At 68.6% G+C, this 20,786-nt stretch carries 22 protein-coding genes; 6 read left to right on the forward strand and 16 right to left on the reverse strand.

Going from position 1 to position 20,786, the window contains the following annotated elements:
* Positions 1–436: 436 nt before the first annotated feature.
* The 13 genes from ACWEVP_RS42145 to ACWEVP_RS42205 all read right to left on the reverse strand — a co-directional run bounded on the left by ACWEVP_RS42145 (position 437) and on the right by ACWEVP_RS42205 (position 11,216).
* Positions 437–2,959 (reverse strand): hypothetical protein, encoded by a 2,523-nt coding sequence (locus tag ACWEVP_RS42145; RefSeq protein ID WP_452068191.1) that lies wholly within the window; start codon positions 2,957–2,959, stop codon positions 437–439.
* 128 nt (positions 2,960–3,087) lie between these two features.
* Positions 3,088–3,480 (reverse strand): hypothetical protein, encoded by a 393-nt coding sequence (locus ACWEVP_RS42150; protein ID WP_452068192.1) that lies wholly within the window; start codon positions 3,478–3,480, stop codon positions 3,088–3,090.
* 12 nt (positions 3,481–3,492) lie between these two features.
* A complete protein-coding gene (locus ACWEVP_RS42155) occupies positions 3,493–3,933 on the reverse strand; it encodes a hypothetical protein (protein WP_452068193.1) in 441 nt (146 codons plus the stop codon).
* Positions 3,930–4,379 carry a TadE/TadG family type IV pilus assembly protein gene (locus ACWEVP_RS42160; protein ID WP_452068194.1) on the reverse strand — a complete coding sequence of 150 codons (450 nt, stop codon included), beginning with the start codon at positions 4,377–4,379 and terminating at the stop codon, positions 3,930–3,932. Before ACWEVP_RS42160 ends, ACWEVP_RS42155 begins: the two co-directional genes overlap by 4 nt.
* Positions 4,376–4,807 (reverse strand): TadE/TadG family type IV pilus assembly protein, encoded by a 432-nt coding sequence (locus ACWEVP_RS42165; RefSeq protein ID WP_452068195.1) that lies wholly within the window; start codon positions 4,805–4,807, stop codon positions 4,376–4,378. The genes ACWEVP_RS42160 and ACWEVP_RS42165 overlap by 4 nt, the downstream gene beginning before the upstream one ends.
* Before the next feature lie 4 nt (positions 4,808–4,811).
* Complete coding sequence (locus ACWEVP_RS42170) at positions 4,812–4,997, reverse strand: hypothetical protein (RefSeq protein WP_452068196.1); 186 nt, start codon at positions 4,995–4,997, stop codon at positions 4,812–4,814.
* 37 nt (positions 4,998–5,034) lie between these two features.
* Positions 5,035–5,928 carry a type II secretion system F family protein gene (locus ACWEVP_RS42175; protein ID WP_452068197.1) on the reverse strand — a complete coding sequence of 298 codons (894 nt, stop codon included), beginning with the start codon at positions 5,926–5,928 and terminating at the stop codon, positions 5,035–5,037.
* The gene (locus ACWEVP_RS42180; RefSeq protein WP_452068198.1) at positions 5,925–6,833 is read right to left on the reverse strand and encodes a type II secretion system F family protein; all 909 of its coding nucleotides are present in this window, start codon (positions 6,831–6,833) and stop codon (positions 5,925–5,927) included. Before ACWEVP_RS42180 ends, ACWEVP_RS42175 begins: the two co-directional genes overlap by 4 nt.
* On the reverse strand, positions 6,830–8,239 hold the full coding sequence (locus tag ACWEVP_RS42185) for a CpaF family protein (RefSeq protein ID WP_452068199.1): 1,410 nt from the start codon (positions 8,237–8,239) through the stop codon (positions 6,830–6,832). Before ACWEVP_RS42185 ends, ACWEVP_RS42180 begins: the two co-directional genes overlap by 4 nt.
* Positions 8,236–9,078 carry a chromosome partitioning protein gene (locus ACWEVP_RS42190; RefSeq protein ID WP_452068200.1) on the reverse strand — a complete coding sequence of 281 codons (843 nt, stop codon included), beginning with the start codon at positions 9,076–9,078 and terminating at the stop codon, positions 8,236–8,238. The genes ACWEVP_RS42185 and ACWEVP_RS42190 overlap by 4 nt, the downstream gene beginning before the upstream one ends.
* On the reverse strand, positions 9,078–9,659 hold the full coding sequence (locus tag ACWEVP_RS42195; protein WP_452068201.1) for an SAF domain-containing protein: 582 nt from the start codon (positions 9,657–9,659) through the stop codon (positions 9,078–9,080). Before ACWEVP_RS42195 ends, ACWEVP_RS42190 begins: the two co-directional genes overlap by 1 nt.
* 214 nt (positions 9,660–9,873) lie before the next feature.
* The gene (locus tag ACWEVP_RS42200; protein ID WP_452068202.1) at positions 9,874–10,863 is read right to left on the reverse strand and encodes a hypothetical protein; all 990 of its coding nucleotides are present in this window, start codon (positions 10,861–10,863) and stop codon (positions 9,874–9,876) included.
* Positions 10,857–11,216: a hypothetical protein gene (locus ACWEVP_RS42205; protein ID WP_395937537.1), complete on the reverse strand. Its 360-nt coding sequence runs from the start codon at positions 11,214–11,216 to the stop codon at positions 10,857–10,859. Before ACWEVP_RS42205 ends, ACWEVP_RS42200 begins: the two co-directional genes overlap by 7 nt.
* Before the next feature lie 142 nt (positions 11,217–11,358).
* Here ACWEVP_RS42205 and ACWEVP_RS42210 point away from each other — a divergent pair, with 142 nt between their 5' ends.
* The gene (locus tag ACWEVP_RS42210; RefSeq protein ID WP_452068203.1) at positions 11,359–12,051 is read left to right on the forward strand and encodes a prepilin peptidase; all 693 of its coding nucleotides are present in this window, start codon (positions 11,359–11,361) and stop codon (positions 12,049–12,051) included.
* A 313-nt stretch (positions 12,052–12,364) separates the two neighbouring features.
* Complete coding sequence (locus tag ACWEVP_RS42215; protein WP_158641374.1) at positions 12,365–12,751, forward strand: winged helix-turn-helix transcriptional regulator; 387 nt, start codon at positions 12,365–12,367, stop codon at positions 12,749–12,751.
* Here ACWEVP_RS42215 and ACWEVP_RS42220 read toward each other — a convergent pair.
* A complete protein-coding gene (locus ACWEVP_RS42220) occupies positions 12,748–15,369 on the reverse strand; it encodes an MFS transporter (RefSeq protein WP_452068204.1) in 2,622 nt (873 codons plus the stop codon). The two genes, ACWEVP_RS42215 and ACWEVP_RS42220, sit on opposite strands and share 4 nt — an antisense overlap.
* 310 nt (positions 15,370–15,679) lie before the next feature.
* On the opposite strand from ACWEVP_RS42220, the gene ACWEVP_RS42225 reads away from it, so the two are divergent.
* Entirely contained in the window at positions 15,680–16,327 is a 648-nt protein-coding gene (locus ACWEVP_RS42225) for an HAD family hydrolase (RefSeq protein ID WP_452068205.1), read from the forward strand.
* Here the strand turns inward: ACWEVP_RS42225 and ACWEVP_RS42230 are convergent, their stop codons facing one another.
* Positions 16,328–17,587, reverse strand: coding sequence for a helix-turn-helix domain-containing protein (locus ACWEVP_RS42230; RefSeq protein ID WP_452068206.1), 1,260 nt, complete (start codon positions 17,585–17,587; stop codon positions 16,328–16,330). It lies immediately after the preceding gene.
* A gap of 193 nt (positions 17,588–17,780) precedes the next feature.
* Here ACWEVP_RS42230 and ACWEVP_RS42235 point away from each other — a divergent pair, with 193 nt between their 5' ends.
* The 3 genes from ACWEVP_RS42235 (at position 17,781) to ACWEVP_RS42245 (ending at position 19,635) form a co-directional block, all read left to right on the forward strand.
* Positions 17,781–18,365 (forward strand): AAA family ATPase, encoded by a 585-nt coding sequence (locus ACWEVP_RS42235; protein ID WP_452068207.1) that lies wholly within the window; start codon positions 17,781–17,783, stop codon positions 18,363–18,365.
* Between the two features lie 104 nt (positions 18,366–18,469).
* A complete protein-coding gene (locus ACWEVP_RS42240) occupies positions 18,470–18,838 on the forward strand; it encodes a hypothetical protein (RefSeq protein WP_452068208.1) in 369 nt (122 codons plus the stop codon).
* Positions 18,835–19,635, forward strand: a complete 801-nt coding sequence (locus ACWEVP_RS42245) for a Scr1 family TA system antitoxin-like transcriptional regulator (RefSeq protein WP_452068209.1) — start codon at positions 18,835–18,837, stop codon at positions 19,633–19,635. The genes ACWEVP_RS42240 and ACWEVP_RS42245 overlap by 4 nt, the downstream gene beginning before the upstream one ends.
* Here ACWEVP_RS42245 and ACWEVP_RS42250 read toward each other — a convergent pair.
* Complete coding sequence (locus ACWEVP_RS42250; protein ID WP_452068210.1) at positions 19,611–20,651, reverse strand: LysR family transcriptional regulator; 1,041 nt, start codon at positions 20,649–20,651, stop codon at positions 19,611–19,613. The two genes, ACWEVP_RS42245 and ACWEVP_RS42250, sit on opposite strands and share 25 nt — an antisense overlap.
* Positions 20,652–20,786: the final 135 nt, after the last annotated feature.

Consider the following 20,786-nt stretch of genomic DNA (forward strand, 5'->3'; position numbering starts at 1 on the left):
TTTAGGACCGGGCCACAGAAAATCAAGACCCCAACGGGTTATTTACCCGACAATTATGTGCTCCTCGCAGACTCGCCGGACCGGAGCAAGGAGTCAGCAGATGAATGCAAGCACACAGGTCAGCTCACCGTCGGAAACATAGACGAGCAGATACGAGAATAAACAAAGCCAAGGTAAATAGAGCGCAAGAGATAAAGGCAAGAAGAGGGACGGAAGGATTTTGTTCGAATAAATTCGGTTGCGCGGTAACGCACCTGTCGGCAGCCAGCCCCTCCCGACTGTTCACATGCCTGCCGGCATCCGAGTCGGGCACCACATCGGTAGGCACAATAAGCCTGCCAACCTGGCGCTTCACATGCTGGCGAGGGCTACCGCTCTAACAGGCACCGCGAGAAGACCGTCACCAGGACCCTGGGGAGGCAGCATCCTCCGCCGGTCAGCTAGCTGCCGCGCTGTCGGCGGCATCCTTCCATCGCGTGCTGCCTCGACGCTGGAGAAAATCGGCGAGATTGAGGGTCTCGGCACTCACCTGCTGGTCGATCTCGGCGAGCGTCGTGGTCAGGAGCGCGACGGTCCGCGGAATAGCCGCGTACTGGCCCAACCGTGCCTGCATACGAATGATATCGCGGTAGACGCCTTCGTTGTACTTGTCGAACTTGCGAGCTCGTTCGAGCAGAATTAGCGCGGTCTCCGGGGAGATGTCACCGTCGGCGCGGATCAGCGCGCCGAGCGCATCCAAGACACCTCGGCGGACGGACTCCCGGAAGGGTTCGATCCATTGGGCGAGCAGATCCTCGGCGAGATCGCCGCGGTATAGCTCGACCGCGTCGCGGAGGCCGGCGCTGCCGAGCTCGTCAGGTGAGTGCTGCGCCTGCAGAGCGCGCTGTAGCTGCCAGAAGTCGACGTCGAGGAGCTCGTCGCTGAGCCGGTAGCGGCCGTCCTCGTTGAGGATGAGGTTGCCCGTCTGGCCATCGGTGGCGTCGGCGAGCGCGCGGCGCAACGTCGAGAGGGTGTTGTGGAATGAGTTGTACGGCCGCGGCGGGCGGCTGTCGGGCCAGACGGCCTCGTTGAGGACCTCGCGCCGGACTCCCTGGGGATGCAGCGCGAGGAAGACGAGGACTTCGCGCTGCTTCGGCGTGAACGCACCGCCCAGCTCGCGATCACCTGCTTCATCCCGTACGGCGAGTTGGACTCGGCCCAGCACACGCAGGAACAGCCGGGGCTGCTTGGTGCCGACCGGCGGCTCCTCGCGAGCCACCGGCTGGTTGTCCTCGGCGTGCTGCTCCTCCTGCTCGAGCGAGCTGCTCGCCTCGACCTCCGTTGATCGCTGCTCGGGAACCGGTTCCCGAGCCTGTTCGGCGGCGCTCTCTGCAGCTCGGAGCACTTCGAGGAGAGAGGTGGCGTCGGCGGCCGGAACGTTGAACAGGCGCGTACCGGTGAGGACGTCGTCGATCCCGGGACTGGTCGCGCTGACGGTGCCGTCCTGGCGGACGAGCAGAGTCGCCCCGGGACGCCACTGGCCGAGGAGCACGCCGGCCATGCCGAGCGTCGAGCCGTTGTCGAGGACGGCTTGCAGGCGACGATCAGCGTGGGATGCAGGCCTGGCGAGCAGTACGAGCGAAGGTACGGCGGGCCGGGCTCCGGTCACCTCGATCGCGTCGCGAGTACGAGTCAGCAGGACCGCCTCCATCTCGTCGAGCGCGGCATCGAGCGTCGCGACGACGTGAACGCTGCTCGGCAGGTCCTCAACGGCGACGCCGTCGAAAACCAGACGCAAGTCGTCAACGGGCACGATCACGCCGACACCGTTGCCAGGCTGCTGCTCGGCGAGCAGGTGCAGGAGCAGCGCACGAGCGGCCGCGGTCGCTCCGGCGCCGGCAAGGCCAAGCCCGCGGGTGCTGGCGAGGCTCAGGGCCAGTTCGCGACGTTCTCGAACGCCGATCTTCGCGGGCACCTGGGCCAGCTCGCCGCTGAGTTCCGACTCCCCCGGTGATGCCAGGTCGACGAGCTCGGCAACTTCACCAGGCCGCAGGTCTCCGTCGTCGTGCGCGGCGCAGAGGGCGCGGACCACGGGGGCGATCGGACGCTGAAGGTCAGCGCGGTCGCCGCTTCCCATCCGATAGCGCCGCCGACGCCACATCCTGGTCGACACCACGGCCGCGGCGATCGCTCCGGCGAGGCCGAGGCTGACGAACACGCCCGTCATCAGGTCCACGGCAGGCTCGGGACGGTCTTCGCGGTGCTCCCCCGCCGCGGTTGGTTCCGGAGGAGGCTGGGTGGGCGCCGTGGTCGTGGGAGGTGGTGGTTGCCGGGGCGGCACTGACGGATGCTCCTGGTTGGGCGCCGGGATGTACGCGGTGATCTTCCATCCGGGCCGCACGAGATTGGGGTTCGTTAGCGCGCGTCCGTCGGGCTGCTCCACGCCGCGGTTCAGCTGAAGGAGCTCGGGCCAGCGGCTGCCGCCGCCAGGACCGTAGAGGCGCTCGGCGACGCGCCACAGGCTGTCGTAGACCCTGTCGTGTGGGAGCCGGACTTCCTCGGTGACCTGGACCATGCCGGCCGGAGCCGGCGCGGCGGAATCGATCACCACGCTGGTCGCCTGTGGTTCCGGACCTGGAGGTAGCGATGCGACGGCGGCGACCGGCCGGAGGCCGACGGTGGGCGCCGCGGTGCCCGCAAGCGGCGCCGAGTACGAGCTCCGGCTGCCGAGCAGGGTCAGCACGATGGTCCCGACGAGGACCGCGGCGACCCCGCGCAGTGGGCTGGCACGGCGACTCGGCCACGTCATTCCGCGCGCCGCGTCGACGCAGCAGCGAAGGACATCCAGAACGAAGAAGAACCAGACGATCCAGCAGACCACCGCCAAGGTGTCCAGCAGGAAACGGACGCTCATCGGGTTGAGCAGGGTCGCCTGGATCTCGTCCCAGGTCGGCAGCTGGTCCGGCAGCGGCCAGCCCACGAAGTGCACCAGAGCCCAGGGCAGGCCCGCCGCGAGGCCGACCAGGACGCCGGACGCAAGCAGTCCGCGGACACACCGGAGTGCCGCGGCGAACACCCGCGTCCGGCGCGAGAGGGGCGGTTGCGCGGTCACGGCACCGGTACGGAAGCCCGCGTGGACGCATCAGCGGCCGACGTCCGCGTCTCGGCGAGCGTCAGCGGCGCGCTCGGACTGATTTTCGGGGTAGGCGCGCTCGCGGTCTGCCGCTTACGCCTGGCCCGGGTCGTCTTGCGGCCGTCGCGCCACTGGGCGAGGTCAGCTGCCGGGACATCGGTGAACTTGGCCAGTTCGTCGACGCCAATGACGTCGCTCGCTCCGACGAGGATGTCGCCGAGCCTCCGGTCGATCTCGCTGAGCTTCTCGGCCAGTTCAGTCCGCTGCTGCACGAGCTCGCCGACGCGCCGCGCGGCCTCAGTCCTCTTCGCGCTCCGGGCTGCGTCCGCCTCCTCGATGCGGCGTTCGATCTCTTCGGTAGTCGCCATTTTCGAGTCCTCTCATGGAAGTACGCCGGAGATTCCGCGCTGTGGTTCAGCTTGTCCGGCTCCGGTTACGGTGATCGAGGCGATGCTGACGAGCCCGAGCAGCCGGGTGGGCTGGTCGATGGTGACAGTTACGGCGACCTTGTTGCCGGTGACCGACACGCTGCCGGTGTGCCTCGCGGCGGCGAGGTAACTCCGGGCCGCGGCGCCAGCCCGCTGCGGGACCAGGCGCAGCGAGCCGTCGGCGCGGTACGCAGCCAGATCGATCTCCTGGGCACCGGCCCGTGCAGCCTCCTGCGCCTCGCCGATGGCGCGGACCTTGGCGGCCAGCGCCAGCCCGCCATCGAGGACGAGGGCGGCGAAGAGGAGGGCCGCGAGCGCGATGGTGACGACGAAGGCGGTTACCCGTCCTTCTTCATCGTCGCGCAGCCGACGTAGTACTCCGATCGAGTTCATGCTGTACCTCCAGAGGTGCCGCGCCAGACGTCGACCGGTGAGGAGAAGGTGGACTCGAACGTCCGGCTGCCGGGCACGCCGAGCGCGGTCAGGTCTCCGAGTCCGACGCTGCACGACACGGTCACGGTCACCGTCGACCCAGGCTTGAGCCCCTGAGTGTCGGCGGAAACCGACAGCGACTGGCAGGCGATCCCGGCCGAGCGCAGGGCCGCGCTGGCAGTGGCCTGAGCGTTGGCGGTGGCTTGTGATGGACTGCGGGCCAGAGTGGCGGCGCGGGCGGCCTGGTGGGCGGCGTCGTTGACCCGCAGCTTGGCATCGGCCAGCCGGCCGCAGAAGACGACGAACAACAGCAGCAGGATCAGCACCGGGGTCAGAAGGGTGAGCTCGGCCGCGGCGGACCCCCGGTCGTCCCGCCGTAGCGCAAGGAGGCTGCGGCCCGCGGTCATGGTGTCACCGCCCCGGCTTCGCTCGGCGGGGTGAATTTCTCCACTGGCCCAACGGCTTCTGCGTGGACCGCGAGGGTTGTGAATGGGATCAGGCTGGTCACGGTTCCGGTGACCGTCACGGATACCTGGGCAGCTCCGCGCTGAACGTGCACCGAGGTCTCCTGCAACGGTCCGTTGCCCAGTTGCGTGAGAACTCGTTGTCCCTCGGTGTCACCCGTGGCTGAGCTGCCGCCGGAGATTCGTGCCACGGAAAGGGCTTGCGACGCAGCAGCTTGAGCAATGTGGACGGCATGCATGTACAACGCGAATTGAGCGATGAGCAGAACCAGCAGCAACAGCAGCGGGGTGGCGATGACGAGCTCGGCCGTGCCGGCGCCGCGCTCATCCGTGCGAAGTCGGCGCAGTGCGTTTCGAGGCATCGTGGTCATCGGCCTAGAGGGTGATGCCGTTGGCCTTCTCGGTCACTTTGGCGACGATGATTGCGACCACGGCAATCGCCAGGAGGACCAAGGCAGCGGTCACCACGACGGCTTCGGTTGAGTAGCCCTCTTCGTCACGACGGAGCTGTTCCAGCTCGGCACGGACACGGGCGATCAGAATCTGAACTTCGTTCAACATCAGCTTCTCCTTGAAGGTAAGACCGTCTGAAGTGGACTCATAAGCCAGCCAACACGCTGGCAAGGGCGGGATATCCGATGAAGACGAGGAAGCCGATGAACAGCATCACCACGGGCAGGCTCATCCGTTCGGTCGCTGCCTGGGCATCGCCCTCAGCGTCGGTGAGCTCGCGAGTACGTAGAGCTGCGGCCTTGGCCGCGAGGCTCGCGCGGACCCGGGCGCCTTCGGTACCCGCGAGGCTGACCGACGCGGCAAGCTCGGAGAGCTGATGCACGTCGAGTTCGCCACCAAGCCGACCGAGGGTGGCCCACGGCGTGGTGCGGGTCAGCTTGGCGGTGACCAGCGCGCGACGAAGCTGCTGGAACGCCCAGCCCTTGCCAATCCCGACCGCATCCGACAGCGCGCCATCGACACCGGCACCGCCGGCCAGCAGGACCCGGATGAGGTTCAGGTAGGCCGACAACGCGTGCCGGAAGGTGGAACGGCGCCGCCCGGCTTCCTTTCGAACGCGGATGTCCGGGAGCAGGAATCCGCCGAGCCCGAAGAGGAGACCGGCTATCGCAGGAGCTTCCCAGCCAAGGCCGACATCTGCCACGACGAGCAGCACCTGCATCCCGGCCGGCAGCAGCAACCCGGCCAGCGCCAGCGCCGCCTTCTCGGCCAGGTGGCGCTCGATGCCCTTACCGGTGACCGCGAGGTCGTTGCGTAGCTTGCTGTTGGTCAACCCGAGGGCAGCCAGCGGCTTGACGAACGGGCGGCCCACCCGCAGCGCCCAACCGTCGGATTCCGCGGTGAGGATAGGCGGCGGCGCTGGCGCCGCGTGCAGCCGATCGACCAGGGCCCGCAGCGGCGGCCGCGGCGGGAACACGTAAACCACGAGCGACCACAAGCCGACGCCGAGCCCGGCTCCCCACAGCAACGCCTCGATCATGATGACGCTCCCTTCCCGGTGAGCAGGTCGTCGACGTCGGCGTCGTGCTGGCGGATCGCGCTCAGCTCGGTCAGGAACCTCTCGGGGTCACGCTGGCGCACGATCCGCCCGAGCCAGGTGAAGGCGACCGTGAACAGCAGGCCGACGAGCAGCAGCATGATCTGCCCGAACGCCGAGTCGTACGGAGCGAGGTAGCCACGGTTGAGCAGCACCAGCCCGACCGCGAAGACGAGCGTTGTGATCACGACGACTCGCACGCTGGTCCGGGTACGAGCACGGCCGGCCTCGACCCGCATGCGCATCGACGCCTGCTCGCGTGCCTCGCTGGCCAGTTCGCCGAGAAGGTCGGCCAGCTGCCGGGCCTGGTGCTCGGCGGCCAGTACGAGCGCGGAGATCACCAGATCGGCGGTCGGGTCGCGGAGCTGGTCGGCGAGGTGACGCAGGGACGGTGGGAGACGTTCGCCGCGTTCCAGCCGGACGGCCAGCTCGGTGATCTCCTCGCGGATCGCCTCCGGGCAGGCCGGGGCGGTGGCGAGGATGGCCTGCTCCAGTCCGGCTGCCGCCACGAGGGTGTCGCGCAGCATCTCCGTCCACCCGGCGATCGCCTCAATGCGTTCGAGCTGGTGCTGATAGTCGACGTTCGAGCCGAGGATCCGCGGCAGGCCGGCCACCGCGACCACGGTCAGGATGCCGCCGACCACCCAGCCGGTGACCACGCCGACCGCCAGGCCGGTGAGCACGGCGACGGCGAGCAGGCCGACCTGCTTGCGGTCGTGCTGTGCGGCCAGCCAGGTGCTCAGCCGCGACGACGTCACCGCACGCGCAGGCCGACCGCGCAGCCCGGCGACGATGAGCAGCATCCCGACGGCGACACCACCGCCAAGCACGCCAAGTACGGCCGTCATGGCGTCCACCAGCCTTCGCGCCGCTCGAACAGGTCCGGGTCATAGCCCGCTTCGACGAGCAGGTCGACGGTGTCGGTGCGCAGCGGCGCGCCAGGCACCGCGCGCAGATCCGGGCCGGGCCGCCAGACCTCGTTGCTGATGATCTGGGTGCCGTCGGCACCGACGACTTCGCGGATCGAGGAGACGATGCGCTTGCTGGGGTCGTCTCGGGGCTTCTCCAGGTGCACCACGAAATGCAGCGCGGCGGCGACCAGGAGGTTGGTGGCCTCCATCGGCAGCCGCTCCGGGCCTTGCACCGCGTAGGCGGCGAGCTTGGTGAACGCGCCCTGGCTGCTGGACGAGTGCAGGGTGCCCATGCTGCCGTCGTTGCCCATGGACATCGCGTTGGTCAGCGGGATGACCTCGGGGCCGCGGACTTCCCCGACGATGACCCGGTCCGGGCTCATCCGCAGGGACTGCCACACGAGGTCCGACAGCGAGATCTCGCCCTGGTCCTCGATGTTCGGTTCGCGGGCCTGCAGCGCGACGACGTCCGGGTGGGCGTCGGGGTCCTCGCCGAGGCCGAGCTCGAAGACGTCCTCGATGGTCACCAGGCGCTCCCACGGTGGGATGGCCGAGGCCAGGCCGCGCAGCATGGTGGTCTTGCCGATCGCCGTGCCGCCGGTGACGAGGATGTTGCGCTTCGCCTTCACGAGGGCTTTCAGGAAGCTCTCCAGGGCGAGGTCGATCGTCCCGTTCTTGCGCAGGTCGGCCAAGGTGACCTTCGTGAACCGGTGCCGGCGGATCGACACCGACGGCCGCGCGGTCACCGCCATGACCGCGGAGACGCGCTCGCCGCCGGGCAGCTGGAAGTTCACGATCGGGCTACCGCGGTCGAACCTTCGCTCCTCCACGCCGGAACGGGTCGCCAGGTCCCGGATGAGCTCGATCAGCTCCGTGTCGGAGCCGACCACCGGAGGCAAACGCTTGCGACCGCCGTCGGCGCGCTTGACGAAGACGCGGTCGCCGTTGATGTTGATGTTCTCGATGTCGGTGTCGGCGAGCAGCGGTTCCAGACCGGCCAGGCCGAAGACCTCGTCAAGGACCTGCCGGATCACGCGCTGCTCGACGTCAGGCGCCACGAGCATCCCGCCGGCCGCGGAGTTGCGTAGTTCGGCCTGCGCGTGCGCCTCGGCGGCGTCGGTCAAGATGGCCTCGGCCAGGCGCCGGCGTGCTGGTGCGTCCATTGGCGGCCGACCGGCGGACTCATCGGCTCGGACGCGTTGGCTGAGCTGGGTGGACAGTTCGTCGCGCAGGTGCTGCCGCAGCCGTTCCACCGCCGCGGTCTCGCCGACGGGCCGGTGCGGAAGGTCCGTCGGTCCAGGCACGTGGCCGTTGACCGGCGCGGCCAGGTCGGGGCGCGTCATGGCGTCGCGCCGTTCCGGATGTGCGGGCCGACCCGCTGCGGGGGTACGCCGGGCACCGACTCGCCGACGACTGCCAACCGCCGGTGCGGTGGTCGGCTTCCGTCGATGGTCGTCGGCTGGCGTCGGTGCGCGTGGAGGTTGAGAGCGATCGTTGTCGCGGCCCGGCCGAGCGCGGACCTGTCAGCCCCGCGCCGGCTTGTGCCTTGGCCGGTGAGCGTCGCCGCGCCCTTGGTGTCGGCGGGGACGCGGCCCATTACCGGGATCCGCAGCGTCTGCGAGACCTCCGCGGTTGGGTAGCCGTCGCCCACCAGGACGAGGCACGGTCGGCAGGACCACTGCTGGGCGGCCTGCAGCTTGAGCGCGACGTGCGCGAGCTCGTCGTCGTGCGGGCGCGCAAGCAGCAGCATCGCGTCCGCACCGCGGATGATCGGCAGCGTGGGCGAACCGGGATCGACCCGGCCGCAGTCGGCGATGACCACGGTGTCCGACTGGTCGGCCGCACGACGCAGCGGCGACGAGAGTCCGGAGGCCAGCACGGCGAGCGCTGCACGAGCTTGTTCGGCGCCGACCGGGCCGGGCACGACCCGCAAGCCGCCCGGCAGAGGCTGGGAATGCTGGACGAGCAGGCTCGGGTCGGCACCTCCACGGCCTCGGGCCGCTGCGGCCAAGCTAACCAGGCCCGGTGTGTCGGGCAGCCGGAAGCGGGCCATCAGGTCGCCGCCGGCCGGGTCGGCTTCGACGACGATCGGACTCTGCTGGGCCGGCCAGCAGGCGCCGAGCGCGGTCGCCAGGGTGGTCGCACCGGGCGAGCCTTTGAGGGAGCAGACGGCGATCAGCATCAGCGTCCTCCCCCGGCAATCGCGACGAGGCTGAGCTGGCCCGCCGGGGCCGAAGCCAACGCGCGAGCGTCCGATTCGGCCAGCTGCAAGGAGACCACGGTGATCTGCTCGGTCTCCCGGGCGGCAACTGCGGTCACTACCGCGGTCCATGACGACGTCTGGCCGACCGGCGTTCCGACAGCTGGGCTTTGCCCCGGCGTCGCGAGGACGGCCACCGTAGTTCCGGGCGCCAGGTCGGGCGGAAACTGTCCCGGCTTCAGCCCCACCGCCGCGACACCCTTGCCGGGCGCAGGAATCTGGGGGACGCCGAGGACCGAGCGCGTCACCAACGAGCCGACGGGCAGACTGAATGCCACCGGCCGGCCGACCACAGTGGACGCTGCCGACGCGGGCAGAACGTCCATTCCGGAGTCCACCGCCATGCTGACCTGCTTGAGATCCTGAACCTCGAGAAGCTGGCCCACGGCAACGGCACGGGCAAGCGCGACGACGCTTTCGCGGTCGCCGAGCTGCATCCCGGCGAATACGCCTCCGGCCGAGCAAACGGCGACCAGCAGGACGCCGAGCAGCAGGTGGGGCACGCTGCGGCGTCGGCCTCCACCACTCAGGCGTGCGGGCGTCTTGCTATCACGGCTCGCCCACGAGTTCAGCGACGCGGGTTTCACGTCCGGGCTGGTTGAACTTGCGGTAGTTGTCACCACCGACCTCCTCAAGGCATGACGCCATCGCGACGCGTCGACTCGGGTGTTCGACGTGCCTTTTCTCAAACGAGGGTTGTGTTGTGCGTGCCGGACCTCAGCCGGTCGCGATTCCCTGGCTCTCCGCCACTCGGAACGCCGCCGAGGCCGAGGTCGTCATGTTCGGGAACGTGCCGCCCGTGCCGGCGCCCGACCACGTCACGGTCCAGTTCACCGTGGCGGTCACAGGGAACGCGTCCGCGCGCTGGCCGGCCGAGGACGCCTTGTACGTGTGGCCGCAGTCCGGCGACGCGCTCTTCGGGTCACCGCCTCCGGGAAACGGCGAGCCGGGGCCGGTGCAGGTCACCGAGCCACCTTCGCCCATCGACCAGGTCACCGAGGTCGGTTTGGCGACCGCGGTCACCGAGACCCCCGGCACCGACGCGGTGGCCGAGACGTCGCCCCAGCTGCTCCGGTCCAGCCACAGCCAGGTCGGCAGGGTGACCAGCTGGTCGCCGGCCGGATTCGCCTTGATCTTCGGCGCAGGCAGTCGCAGCTGGTTCCGCGCCTGGGCGGCGAGCTCAGCGGGCGACGGCAGCGGCACCGGACCTGGCTCACCGTCCGCGATCCAGACGGGTGGCCGGTACAGCGCGTCCCGGAAGCCGGCCCCGGTGCACTTGTAGACGTACCAGGCGCCGGACGGCGGCTGCGCGCCCGCCAGTCGCCGATAGGCGGCGGGCACCGCCGTGGCCGGTCCAGTCCTCGACGGGACATGAAACGCTGCCGGCTGAGCACTTCCAGGTGGCGGTCCCTGGTACCCGCTGCGCTCGTAGCCGCACTGGGCCAGGTTGCCGCCGCCGATGATCGTGTCGCCGCCGGGATCCGAGGGGCCGCCGCCGGAGTTGTGGTGCCCCGGGCCTCCGGGCTTGTTCGGCTGGTTGCCGTGGTCGCCACCCTGCTGCCCGCCCTTGCCCACTCCGAGTTCGCAGCCGGGGTTCGGGTATTGGCTGCAGTCGGTGTAGCCGTAGCCGTCGGCGAGCGCTGGCGCGGCACCGATCACCACGATGGCCGCCGCCAGCACGGCCGCGGGCGCCGCACGGTTCAGCATGTCCCCACCCCCTCGACCGCGAACCTGGTGACCTTCCACGAGCCGTCGGCCTGCTTCTTGACCTCCGCGGTGATCGCGCGGTGCCCGCCCGGTGAGTCGGTGAAAGGTGAACCGTCCTTCTTGTACTTCAACCAGTTCGTGCTGTCCCCGCAGTCGGAGATCATGATCGTCGTGGGCTTGCTCGGCGGCTTCTCCTCGGTGACCTTCGGGCTCGTCACCGGCGCGCCCTTCGACACCACGCCGTTGAGGTGGTCGGTGTAGAGGCTGCGGTTGATCACGCCGAGCGCGTCACCGGTCGCGTACTTCGCCACTTCGGGTGATTGCCAGTCCGCCGTCTCACCGGCCTTTGCCATCGCTCGCCACATGCCGACGTAGGCATCGGTCGCCAGCTGGGGCGCAGGAGCCGGCTGCGGAACCGAGGTCGAGCTGGTCGCCGGCGGGTTCGACGCAGAGGCTGACGGTGCGGAAGAACCGCCGCCGGAGCACGCGCTGAGCGTGAGCGCAGCGAGGCCCAGCAAGATCGCGTGGGTTGACACCTTCGTCCATGATGGACGAACCGCACCTGACGGAGTCGACATCATTCCGCTACCCCTGTTCATCCTGACCGGCATCACGGCCGCCGTCGCGGTCGTGATGGTTGGTGCGCTCGTGGTCCGTTCTCCCCGCCGGCAGGTAGCGGCGCAGCTGGTGATCGCGGCCGCAATCGTCGGCGCGCTCGCCTGGCGCGTTCCCGGCGTGGCGCCGTTCGCGATCTCCGCAAGCGTGGCGGCGTTCGGCGTGCCACTCGCCTTCGCCGACGCGCGACACCGTCGCCTGCCGAACCTGCTTGTTCTCGGACTCGCCGGTTCGGTCGGCGCCGCGGTCGTCACGACCGCCGTCTTCAACCGCGAAGCCGGTTCGCTGGCTCGCGCCGTCGCCGGCGCGGCCGTGACCGCCGCGTTCTTCCTCGCCGTGTACTTCACGGCGCCCGGCCAGCTCGGTGGCGGGGACGTGAAGCTGGCCGTTCCTCTCGGGGCGGCGCTTGCGTGGTTCGGCTGGCAAACGCTCGCTCTCGGCAGTCTGCTGCCCTGGCTGGCCGCCGCGATCACGGCGGCGATCATGCATCTCGGTCGGCGTCGGACCGCGATCCCGATGGGACCGTTCCTGATCGCCGGCACGCTGGCCGCCATGCTCCTCGCGAACGGGTAGCTGATGGATCGGCTCAAGCGAGTAAGACGTCATCGCAGCTTCCCTCCCCCTGTAGATCTCGGTGACCGGCCGGCCTTCTCGCCAGACACGGCCGGCCACCGTCCCCTTCGATTCCTCTTCCGTTCCCAGGCGCCGGAGCCCAGGTGACTTCCGGTTTAGCGGCCTGACCTCGGCTGAGTGCAAGGTAAGTCGACGGGTGAGTCTGGACTCAGTCGACGGATCTTCACTCGTTCGGACGAAGGTGTCCGGCCGACGGGACGTCAAGGGCTCGACTGGGGCAAGCCGGGCGGCACTTCGTGATAGGTCTGCAGGGGTGGATGACTGGGACGTGCCGTACCGGCAGAGCGTGTACGAGGTGCTTGCCCTGCTGCGGGGCGACTGGACCGTCGCCGTCCTCGCGACCCTCGCTCTCGGCGAACTGGAGTTCACCAAGCTGCGGAACGAGGTCAACGAAGCCGAGGAGCGCTCCGGCTGGACGGCGCACTCGAAGCCACTGACGGCTCGCACGCTGACCGACACGCTCCGGCGGCTGGAGCAGGACGGGCTCGTTGAACGGCGCGCGGAAGGCAGCGCCTTCTCCAATGTCTGGTACAAGCTGTCACCCGACGGCCGTGCGCTTCTGCGCGCGTTGCGTCCGTTGGCCACGTGGTCGCAGCAGCGTCGCGACCAGACACGAGCCGACAGCCGCGGTCATCGCTAGGCGGTCGACTTGACGACTCGGACCTGATTGCGCCCGGCGTCCTTGGCCGCGAACAGCGCGTTGTCGGCGGAGATCAGGACCTCTTCCAGCGAACTGCCCGCCGCGGGGAACGCCGCTGCGCCGATCGACACGCTGACGTGGAAGCCGGGTCCGGAATCCGGCTCGATGACGGTGCGTTCGACGTGCTCCCGGATGCGGTCCGCGATGGCGTGAATCGCGTCCGGCGAGCTGCCCGGCAGCAGGACGACGAACTCCTCGCCACCGAACCGCCCGCAGAGGTCGTCGCTCCGGACTTCGCTCCGGATGGCGTTGCCGACGAGGATGAGTGCCTTGTCGCCGGTCAGGTGGCCGTGAACGTTGTTGACGTCGCGGAAGTGGTCAATGTCGATCATCAGGACACCGACGCTGAAGCCGTGCTGGCGAGCGCGGTCGATCTCCTTCGCCGCGATGGCGTGCCAGCTCGCGGCGTTGAGCAGCCCGGTCTTCGAATCGGTGGTCGAAGCGTGCTCGAACTGGCGGATCAGGACGCTCCGATGCAGCGCGTAGAGCGGCAGGAACAACACGATGACAAGCCACGGGCGCAGGGTCAGGAGGACCGCCGTCAGCGCGCCCATGCACAACGTCGCCAGCTCGAGGATGTTCTCGTTGAGCGCGCCGAGCATCCGCTTGAACGAAATGCTCCGCCTGGCGAGGGCGATCGCCACCCCGACGATCGTCGAGTTCGCGGCGAAGTAGATCGCGATCACCGAGGCCAAGCCCACCGCGGTCCAGACACCGGGTTCCTGACCGGGTGGCACGACGTGCAGCTGCCGGGCTGCCCACCCCGCGATCTGGCAGGACAAGATCACGTTCGCCGTGCTGAAGATGACTCTGTGCGCGTGGATCCCGGCGACGCCCCGCCAGCTGCGCAGCCAGAGGTGCCCGTACAGCAGCACGGCGACGAGGGCGGCCAAGGCGGTCGGGAGGGTCAGCGCGGCGGCCAGGGTCCACACGGACGAGAAGTTGACGTGCGGGGTGTCCGAAAACCGCCGTCGCCGGCGCTCGACCCGGCGGGTCATCTCCGCGGCCAAGATGCCGAGCCCGACGATCAACCCGCAGGACACGACATCTCGCCAGGCCATCGGGGCGCCCGCGTCGACGATGACGGCAGCTACCGCGATGGCGTCGATGACCAGCAGAAACACCGCCGCGGGCCGCGGTAGCAACCAGATAGCCCATCGTGACCAACCAGAGCGCTCAGCGACCCCCTCGTTCGGCATACTGATCTCGCTTCCGTTCCCAGGGGAGGACCCGAGGTCCTCGAGCTCCGGCCGCCGCACCTCGGCTCCTCCCGCCGCCGGACGCTCCGGGAGGGGGTCACTATGCGTAACAAGGACTTCTGAGCGCGCTGAATCCACCGGTGCGGGCTCGTCCTCGACAGTTCTCGCCTGCCGAGGTCGAGCCGCCCACCAGACGAACCCGGCCGCGACCGCGGAGAGCGACGCCACCGCGCCCGACCCGGCAACGACGAAGACGGGATCGAGCCGCTCGGCGACGACGCCGGCGCCGAGGATCGCGATGCCCTGCGAGCTGTAGAGGCAGGTGCTCAGCCGTCCCATCGTGGTGCCGCGACGCGCGTCCGGCACCAGCTCGACGACGACCGCCTGCAGCCGGATCAAGTAGATGGTGGACAGCGCACCCGAGACCGCCCAGAGGCCTGCGGCCCACCAAGCGCCTGGTAGCGCGAGGCAAGCGATCAGGGGCAGGCCGGACGCCGCTGCCGGCACGACGACCAGCTTCGCCGTGAGCGCGGTATCGGGCCGGAGCCGGCTGGCCAGCCAGCCGCCGAGCACGCTGCCGACAGGATCGGCCGCCATCAGGACGCCGACCCCGATCGACGTCAGGCCCACCGCGTTCGCGTATGGCGCCGCCAAGCCTTCAGGTACGACAAGAAATCCGATCATCGCGGCCAGCATGTAGATGGCGACCATGCGCGGGTCGGTGGCCACCGAAGCTGACCGCGGCGTCGTCTTGGTCTCGGCTCGGCTGACGGGACGAGTTCGGACCACCGCGGCGACTACAACGGCGCTGACCAGGAACGTTGCGGCGTTCACCAGCAGCGCGCCGCTCGTGCTCAAGCTCGTCACGAGCAGGCCCCCGAGCCCGAAGCCGGCCACCTGGGCCGTCTGCGTGCTGATCTGCCGGAGGCCTAGACCGGCCTGGTACAGCCCATTCGGAAGCACGTCCGGGAGGAGCGCGAGCTGAGCGGCCTTGAACGGCGCCGCAGCCATGGTCAGGCAGCCGATCAACGCCCAAAGGATCCAGAGCGGCATCCCCGGCACGGCCATCGCCGCCGCCAGCACGGCGCGCACGACGTCGGTCACGACGATCACCGTCCGGCGCGGATAGCGGTCCGCCAGACCGGAGAGCAAGAAGCCACCCAGGATCGCCGGCACAAAGGTCAGGGCGTAGGTGAGCGCCGTCAGCGCCGCGGAGTCCGTACGCGCGTAGACCAGCAGCGCGAGCGCCACCCGCGCAACCTGATCGCCGAAGACCGACAAGGCTTCGGCGAGCCACAGCGCGCGGAACTCACGACCTCGCAGCGCCGCTGCGAAACCGCGGGATCCGGTTTCGGTCATCGGCCCTCCCCACCGCCGTCGAAACTCGCCCGGCAGGCCCCCCTACCTGGAAGAACCACGGTATGCCCGCTCCGTGTCCGTGTGGACACAAGTAGCGACAGATCACCCAATCGCAGCACGGCCGTCACGGTCCGCGACTGACTTGATCGACTTCCGCCGATCAGAGCAGGCGGCTGTTGAACCCCGCCGCGACCAGGCGATCGAACGCGGCCTGGGGCAGCTCAGCTGGACTTGGTCAGGGGCGGCCTGCCACGGCACTAGCGGAGTGACAGACTCGGGCGTGGAACGTCTCCGACGGGAAGGAAGCGCCATGCCGGTGAGGGCGGTCGTCCTCGACATCGGGGAAACCGTGCTCGACGACACGCGCGAGTGGAACGCCTGGGCAGACTGGATCGGCGTCGGCAGGCACACGTTCTCGACCGTTCTCGGGGCGGTCACCGCGTCCGGCCGGGACAACGCCGAGACGTTCCGGTACTTCAGGCCGGGCTTCGACGTCGCCGCCGAGCGGCAGCGTCGCGAGGACGCCGGCAACGGCGAGCACATCGACGAGAGCGACATCTACCCCGACGCCCGGCCCGCCCTCGCCAAGCTCCAGCAGAGGGGGCTCTGGGTCGGGCTCGCCGGCAACCAGACTGCCAAGGCCGGGAGCTTGCTCCGCAAGCTCGACCTCCCGGTCGACGCGATCGCGACCTCGGCTGAGTGGGGCGTCGCCAAGCCGGATCCCGCCTTCTTCCGGCGCGTCGTCGAGCTGGCCGGCGTCACTCCCAACGAGCTGCTTTACGTCGGGGACCACCGTGACAACGACGTCGTCGCCGGTCACGCCGCCGGGCTCTGGACCGTGTTGATCCGCCGCGGCCCCTGGGGACACTTGTGGGCTGACGACCCAGCAGTACTGGCGAACGCCGACTGGGTCATCGACTCGCTGAACGAACTGCCCAGCCTGATCGCCAGAACTTGATCACGACACGTCAGCCCAGGCGGCGAACGTCGCCAGCTCATCGCTGACCGACCGCTGCCCGCGCAGCAGCGACCGCAGCGCCGCCTTGACTCGCGGGTGCTCCCGGGTGTGCAGCGGCGCGACGCGCTTGGCCAACTGGAGGGACGCGAAGGCGTCGTCGAGCCGCCCGACCTCGAGCTGCGCCGGAGCCAGGTCGATGTAGAAGTGCGATCGCCGCTCGGCCGGAAGCTCGCGAGGTGGGTGCCAGCCGGTACCGCGCTGAACCGCCGTTGGGCTGTCGCCGAGCTCCTGCGCAACAGCCACCTCGTGGATCCGGACCGAAGCGGGGCCGAAAGCCGTTCCGAGGTAGACGCCTTCAGGCGTGCCCTCGGCGGCTCGGTAGGCATCCGCGAGATGATCGCTGGCCTCTTCTGCTTTGCCAGCACGTGCGGAAACGACAGCAGCCCGCATCGCCAACGATCCGCGCGCGACCGCGCTGTCCGCTGTGGATCGGGAGGCCGGTATCCGATCAATGGCCCGGACGAGCGAGCGGTGCGCCGTTTCCAGGTCCTTCGCAGCGAAGAACATTTCAGTACGCACATAGGCGACTGCGGCGTCCAGGAATGGCCTGTCGACCTGTGATCCGGCCAGTCGCATGGCGGTGATGATCTGGCCCGACAGGTCGGTGTAGCCGTACTTGAAAGCCAAGCCGTCAGCAGCTCGGTAAGCCAGGATGAGCAGCTCCGTTGTGGTACTGCGTTCCTGTTCACCGGTTGCCATGTGGCGCGCCCGCCCCAACTCCATCAGGAGATCAGGGAGTTCGACGACCAGTTGCGCGTAGCGCGCCTGAACACGCTGCTCCGTCACCTTGGCGACCGCGGTTTGCAGAACGTGCGCCGGACGAACAGGGCCGTCGTCCGGCTCGTCGCAGGCCAGCAGCGCCCGCCGCAGTGCCGGAATGCCGGCACGCACTGCATCGTCCCTGAGCTGAGTCGTGCGCTGGGATCGGTTTTCGCGCCGCAGCTCCGCCTGTTCCTGTTTCGCGGCCTCCCAAAGCCGTCGCAACTCGCCACCCGTGCGCAAGCCGCGGTCGAGCGCATCGACCAGTTCGCGCGACGGCAGGTTTCGCCCCTCCCGCTCGGCCAGCGACACGTAGTTGCGTGTGTAGCCGATCCGCCGGGCCAGCTCGGACTGGCTCAGGTCCGCGGCCAATCGGAGGCGCCGGATCTCCCGCACGAGATGGTCGGCGGCTGACCGCCCCTCAGCCTGCTCGTCAGTCACGTCGTTCTCCGGTCCGTCGGCAGGGGGTAAATCGACGGGTTCGGCGTTTACCCCCTTCCCGCATCGTAGCTGGTCAGGGTCCCATGGTGATCGTTCCGACGTCACAATGCAGGAGGGAACCGGTGACCACAACCGCCAAGCCGGTATCCGGCGAAGCACTACCTGATCTGAGGAACGCGGAAGGACGGGCCCGATGATGCCCGGGGCCTCCGACCGGCCGCTGACCATCGGAATCACGGGCCCGCACCTGACGGGCAAGAGCACCTTCATTTCCCGCCTGGCCCTCGAACTTCGGCGCAACGGATACCAGGTCGCCACCATCGCCGCGCTCGTGGAGCGGGCTCAACGGCTCGGGATACCGATCCTGCACAACCACTCCTGGGCATCGACGATGTGGTTCATCACCAGGGGCATCAGCGATGAGCTGGAGGCGTGGGTCCACGCTGACGTCATCTTGGTGAACGGTGCTGTCCCCGACGCTCTGGCGTACTACCGCGCCGCACTGGAACACCGTGGCGAAGAGCCCGGTCCAACGGAGATCGATCAGCTCGAGAGCCTGGTCCGGAGCCACAGTTCGAACTACAACCTCCTTTTCCGAACAACGCTCGAGATCAACGCGACCGACGGGGAAGCCGACGACGAGGAGTTCCGGCGCCTCGCTGATCGCTGGGTGCGCCGGGTGGCCGAGAGCCTTGAGGTCACCAACGTTCCCGTGCCTTCCTCGGACCACGACACCGCTCTCGATCTTGCAGTCAGTTATGTGATCGAACACGGATAGCATCCAGACCGGCGGCGGAGTGGCGCCCCGACCGCAACTCCGCCGCCACCACAGGGAGCAGACGCCGGGTCAGGACCGAATCGCTATGCCCGGGGTGAACACCAATGGCACCGAACGAAGTCCGATGGCCATCCGAGCGCGACCTGCTTCTGGCAGAAGATCCCGAGTATGTGGGCCTATGCCGCGTGCTCACCGGGCTGCGCCGTCTGTCCTTTTCGGAATCACCACCACGATCGACCGGAGCACCAATGTCCCGCGAAACCACCAGACTCGTCGACGCGCTGCGGACAGCGCTGGTCCGAATCAGCGTGCTTGTCCGCCAACTACAGGACGGAACGGCGACAACGGACCAGCAGCGGCAAACCGCGGACAGGCTCGAGGAGCTGGTGGAGACCCTGCAGTCCCATGCCGCTGACGTGGATGCGGGCGTGCTGGTGCCATACGACCTTCTCGCAGAACGGCACTCACCATGACGGACGCAGCTTTGCGGTACCCCGGCTTCTACGTGATCGGCCGCGCGATACGGGAACATCGAATCGCTCGGGGTTTGAGCCTCCGCGAACTGGCCCGGATGATCGATACCGGCCCAAGTCACCTTTCGAGCTGGGAGACCGGAGAACGACGCGTCCCGGCGGTGCCACTGGGCTGGATACTCGGGCTCCTCGAAGTGCCACCGGCCGAATGCCACCTCCTGATCCGGCTTCACGCCGAATCCGCGCGGGCGAGCCACGTCGAGACCATCGACCCCGGCGTAGTCAGTCTCCAGCGCGCGTACGACCAGTACACCCTCCATACCTTCGAATGGGCGCCTAGGGTCGTGCCGGACCTTCTGCGAACGTTCGATTACGCTCACGCGATTTCGGACTGGCGCAGCACGCAACCCGACGAAGTCGACCAGGCGATCTTCGCCCAGCGTGTGCGGCAGGTCGATCGCCATCCGCAACACCGGCACACTCTGCTGTTGGGCTCAGCCGCGCTGACGCCGGAGAGCATTCCGCCAGAGGTAATGCAGGTACAGCTTCAGGAGATCACCAGTCCAGCGAACCGGTGGCGGGTCGACACGCGAGTCGTCCTCGCCGAGGCTTCCATCGCGTCAACCATCGACCCCTTTGTCATCTACGAGACCGCGGAGAAGGTCTTCACCGTCGTTCTGAGGCACGAGCACGCAACGGTCTACCTATCCGATACGACTACGGTGAAGCGCTACAGATCGACTTTCGATGCACTCCAGCAGGAAGCTGTCGCTTACGTACCGGTGGCGTCGTGTTGAGCGCCGCGACCTGCCGGGGCGGCAACCGCGAAGGCGTCCCAGAGCAAGTTGAGCGGGTGATCGGCGGCGTATCGCTGTCGTTCCCCAGCTCGAGCGAAGATCCCGGTCACGATTTCGAGCTCGGGTTCGTAGCCCGTACCGAGCTGAATCTTGCGGAGGTTCGCCCCGGGCAGCCGTCCTTCGATCGCCGCGTCGGCGACCCGCTCGGTCGTGAGCAGACAACCGAACATCAGCTTGCTGCTGAGCAGGTTCAGACCGTAGTTGAGCGCGTCGATCTCGGCGACCACGTGGAGCTTGCCGCGGTACTCCGGGCCATACCAGCGGATGAGGAAGTCGGCCAGCAGACCCGCGGTCGGCGCGAGCAGCGGCAGTCCAGCAAGGGCGTTGCGCGGGACCGGCCGGTCGGGGACCTCGCGGGCGCTGAGGTTGGTCAACAGGGTGACGCGTTCACGATGCCACTCGAGGAAGTCGTGCGGCACGTCCGGGCCACGGTCCTGCTCGGCGGCGAACGAGCCGCACACGAGATCGACCTGCTCGGCGTCCAGCTTGGCCTTGAGGTCGCGGGTCCGGACGTGCTCGATCTTGAGCTGGATACCGCGGCGTTCGAAGGTGTCGCGCAGCTGTGGCCAGACCTCGCCGAGGAACTCGACGGTGAATTCGGTGGTACCCACCGTGATGGTAGATCCGACCCGCCGGCGGGCGCCGTGGACGCGCTCGGTCCAGGCGCGCAGCGTGCTCGTGGCCAGCGCGACCACGTCGTCGCCGGAGGTGGTGAACAGGAAGTCCTTCCCACGCCCCTGCTTGGCGACGAGCGCCTCGCCCATCAGCCGAATCGCCGCGTCGTTCAGTGTGTCGAGCTGTTTCTGCACGCTGGACTGCGACCGCTGCAGGACCCGGGCTGCGCGTTGCGCGCTGCCGGTGGCGTGCACGACGGCCAGCGTCCGCAGCTGGTCGAGGCTCGTGTCAAGCAGCTCCGCGGGGAAGCCGAGCAGCTCGGCGACTTCCGAGTCCCTCACCAGCGTCTCCTCACTTGTTTTCCGCTCGGGTAGTTCCAGTTCTAGTTCGAGCAATGGTAACCAGAATGCCCGGAAGTTTTCTTTCCAGCATTAAGAGTCTAATTGTTGTTCTAGCGAGCATTGAGTGGTCTACTC

This window comes from Amycolatopsis sp. NPDC003865 (genome assembly GCF_053605345.1).

Excerpts from the sequence above, each read along its gene's own strand:
- ACWEVP_RS42160 (WP_452068194.1), bottom strand. The coding sequence starts at position 4,379 with ATGACCGCGGGCCGCAGCCTCCTTGCGCTACGGCGGGACGACCGGGGG.
- ACWEVP_RS42225 (WP_452068205.1), top strand. The coding sequence starts at position 15,680 with ATGCCGGTGAGGGCGGTCGTCCTCGACATCGGGGAAACCGTGCTCGAC.
- ACWEVP_RS42245 (WP_452068209.1), top strand. The coding sequence starts at position 18,835 with ATGACGGACGCAGCTTTGCGGTACCCCGGCTTCTACGTGATCGGCCGC.
- ACWEVP_RS42180 (WP_452068198.1), bottom strand. The coding sequence starts at position 6,833 with ATGACGGCCGTACTTGGCGTGCTTGGCGGTGGTGTCGCCGTCGGGATG.
- ACWEVP_RS42165 (WP_452068195.1), bottom strand. The coding sequence starts at position 4,807 with ATGACCACGATGCCTCGAAACGCACTGCGCCGACTTCGCACGGATGAG.
- ACWEVP_RS42185 (WP_452068199.1), bottom strand. The coding sequence starts at position 8,239 with ATGACGCGCCCCGACCTGGCCGCGCCGGTCAACGGCCACGTGCCTGGA.
- ACWEVP_RS42150 (WP_452068192.1), bottom strand. The coding sequence starts at position 3,480 with ATGGCGACTACCGAAGAGATCGAACGCCGCATCGAGGAGGCGGACGCA.
- ACWEVP_RS42200 (WP_452068202.1), bottom strand. The coding sequence starts at position 10,863 with ATGCTGAACCGTGCGGCGCCCGCGGCCGTGCTGGCGGCGGCCATCGTG.
- ACWEVP_RS42155 (WP_452068193.1), bottom strand. The coding sequence starts at position 3,933 with ATGAACTCGATCGGAGTACTACGTCGGCTGCGCGACGATGAAGAAGGA.
- ACWEVP_RS42175 (WP_452068197.1), bottom strand. The coding sequence starts at position 5,928 with ATGATCGAGGCGTTGCTGTGGGGAGCCGGGCTCGGCGTCGGCTTGTGG.
- ACWEVP_RS42205 (WP_395937537.1), bottom strand. The coding sequence starts at position 11,216 with ATGGCAAAGGCCGGTGAGACGGCGGACTGGCAATCACCCGAAGTGGCG.
- ACWEVP_RS42170 (WP_452068196.1), bottom strand. The coding sequence starts at position 4,997 with ATGTTGAACGAAGTTCAGATTCTGATCGCCCGTGTCCGTGCCGAGCTG.
- ACWEVP_RS42235 (WP_452068207.1), top strand. The coding sequence starts at position 17,781 with ATGATGCCCGGGGCCTCCGACCGGCCGCTGACCATCGGAATCACGGGC.
- ACWEVP_RS42240 (WP_452068208.1), top strand. The coding sequence starts at position 18,470 with ATGGCACCGAACGAAGTCCGATGGCCATCCGAGCGCGACCTGCTTCTG.
- ACWEVP_RS42220 (WP_452068204.1), bottom strand. The coding sequence starts at position 15,369 with ATGACCGAAACCGGATCCCGCGGTTTCGCAGCGGCGCTGCGAGGTCGT.
- ACWEVP_RS42190 (WP_452068200.1), bottom strand. The coding sequence starts at position 9,078 with ATGCTGATCGCCGTCTGCTCCCTCAAAGGCTCGCCCGGTGCGACCACC.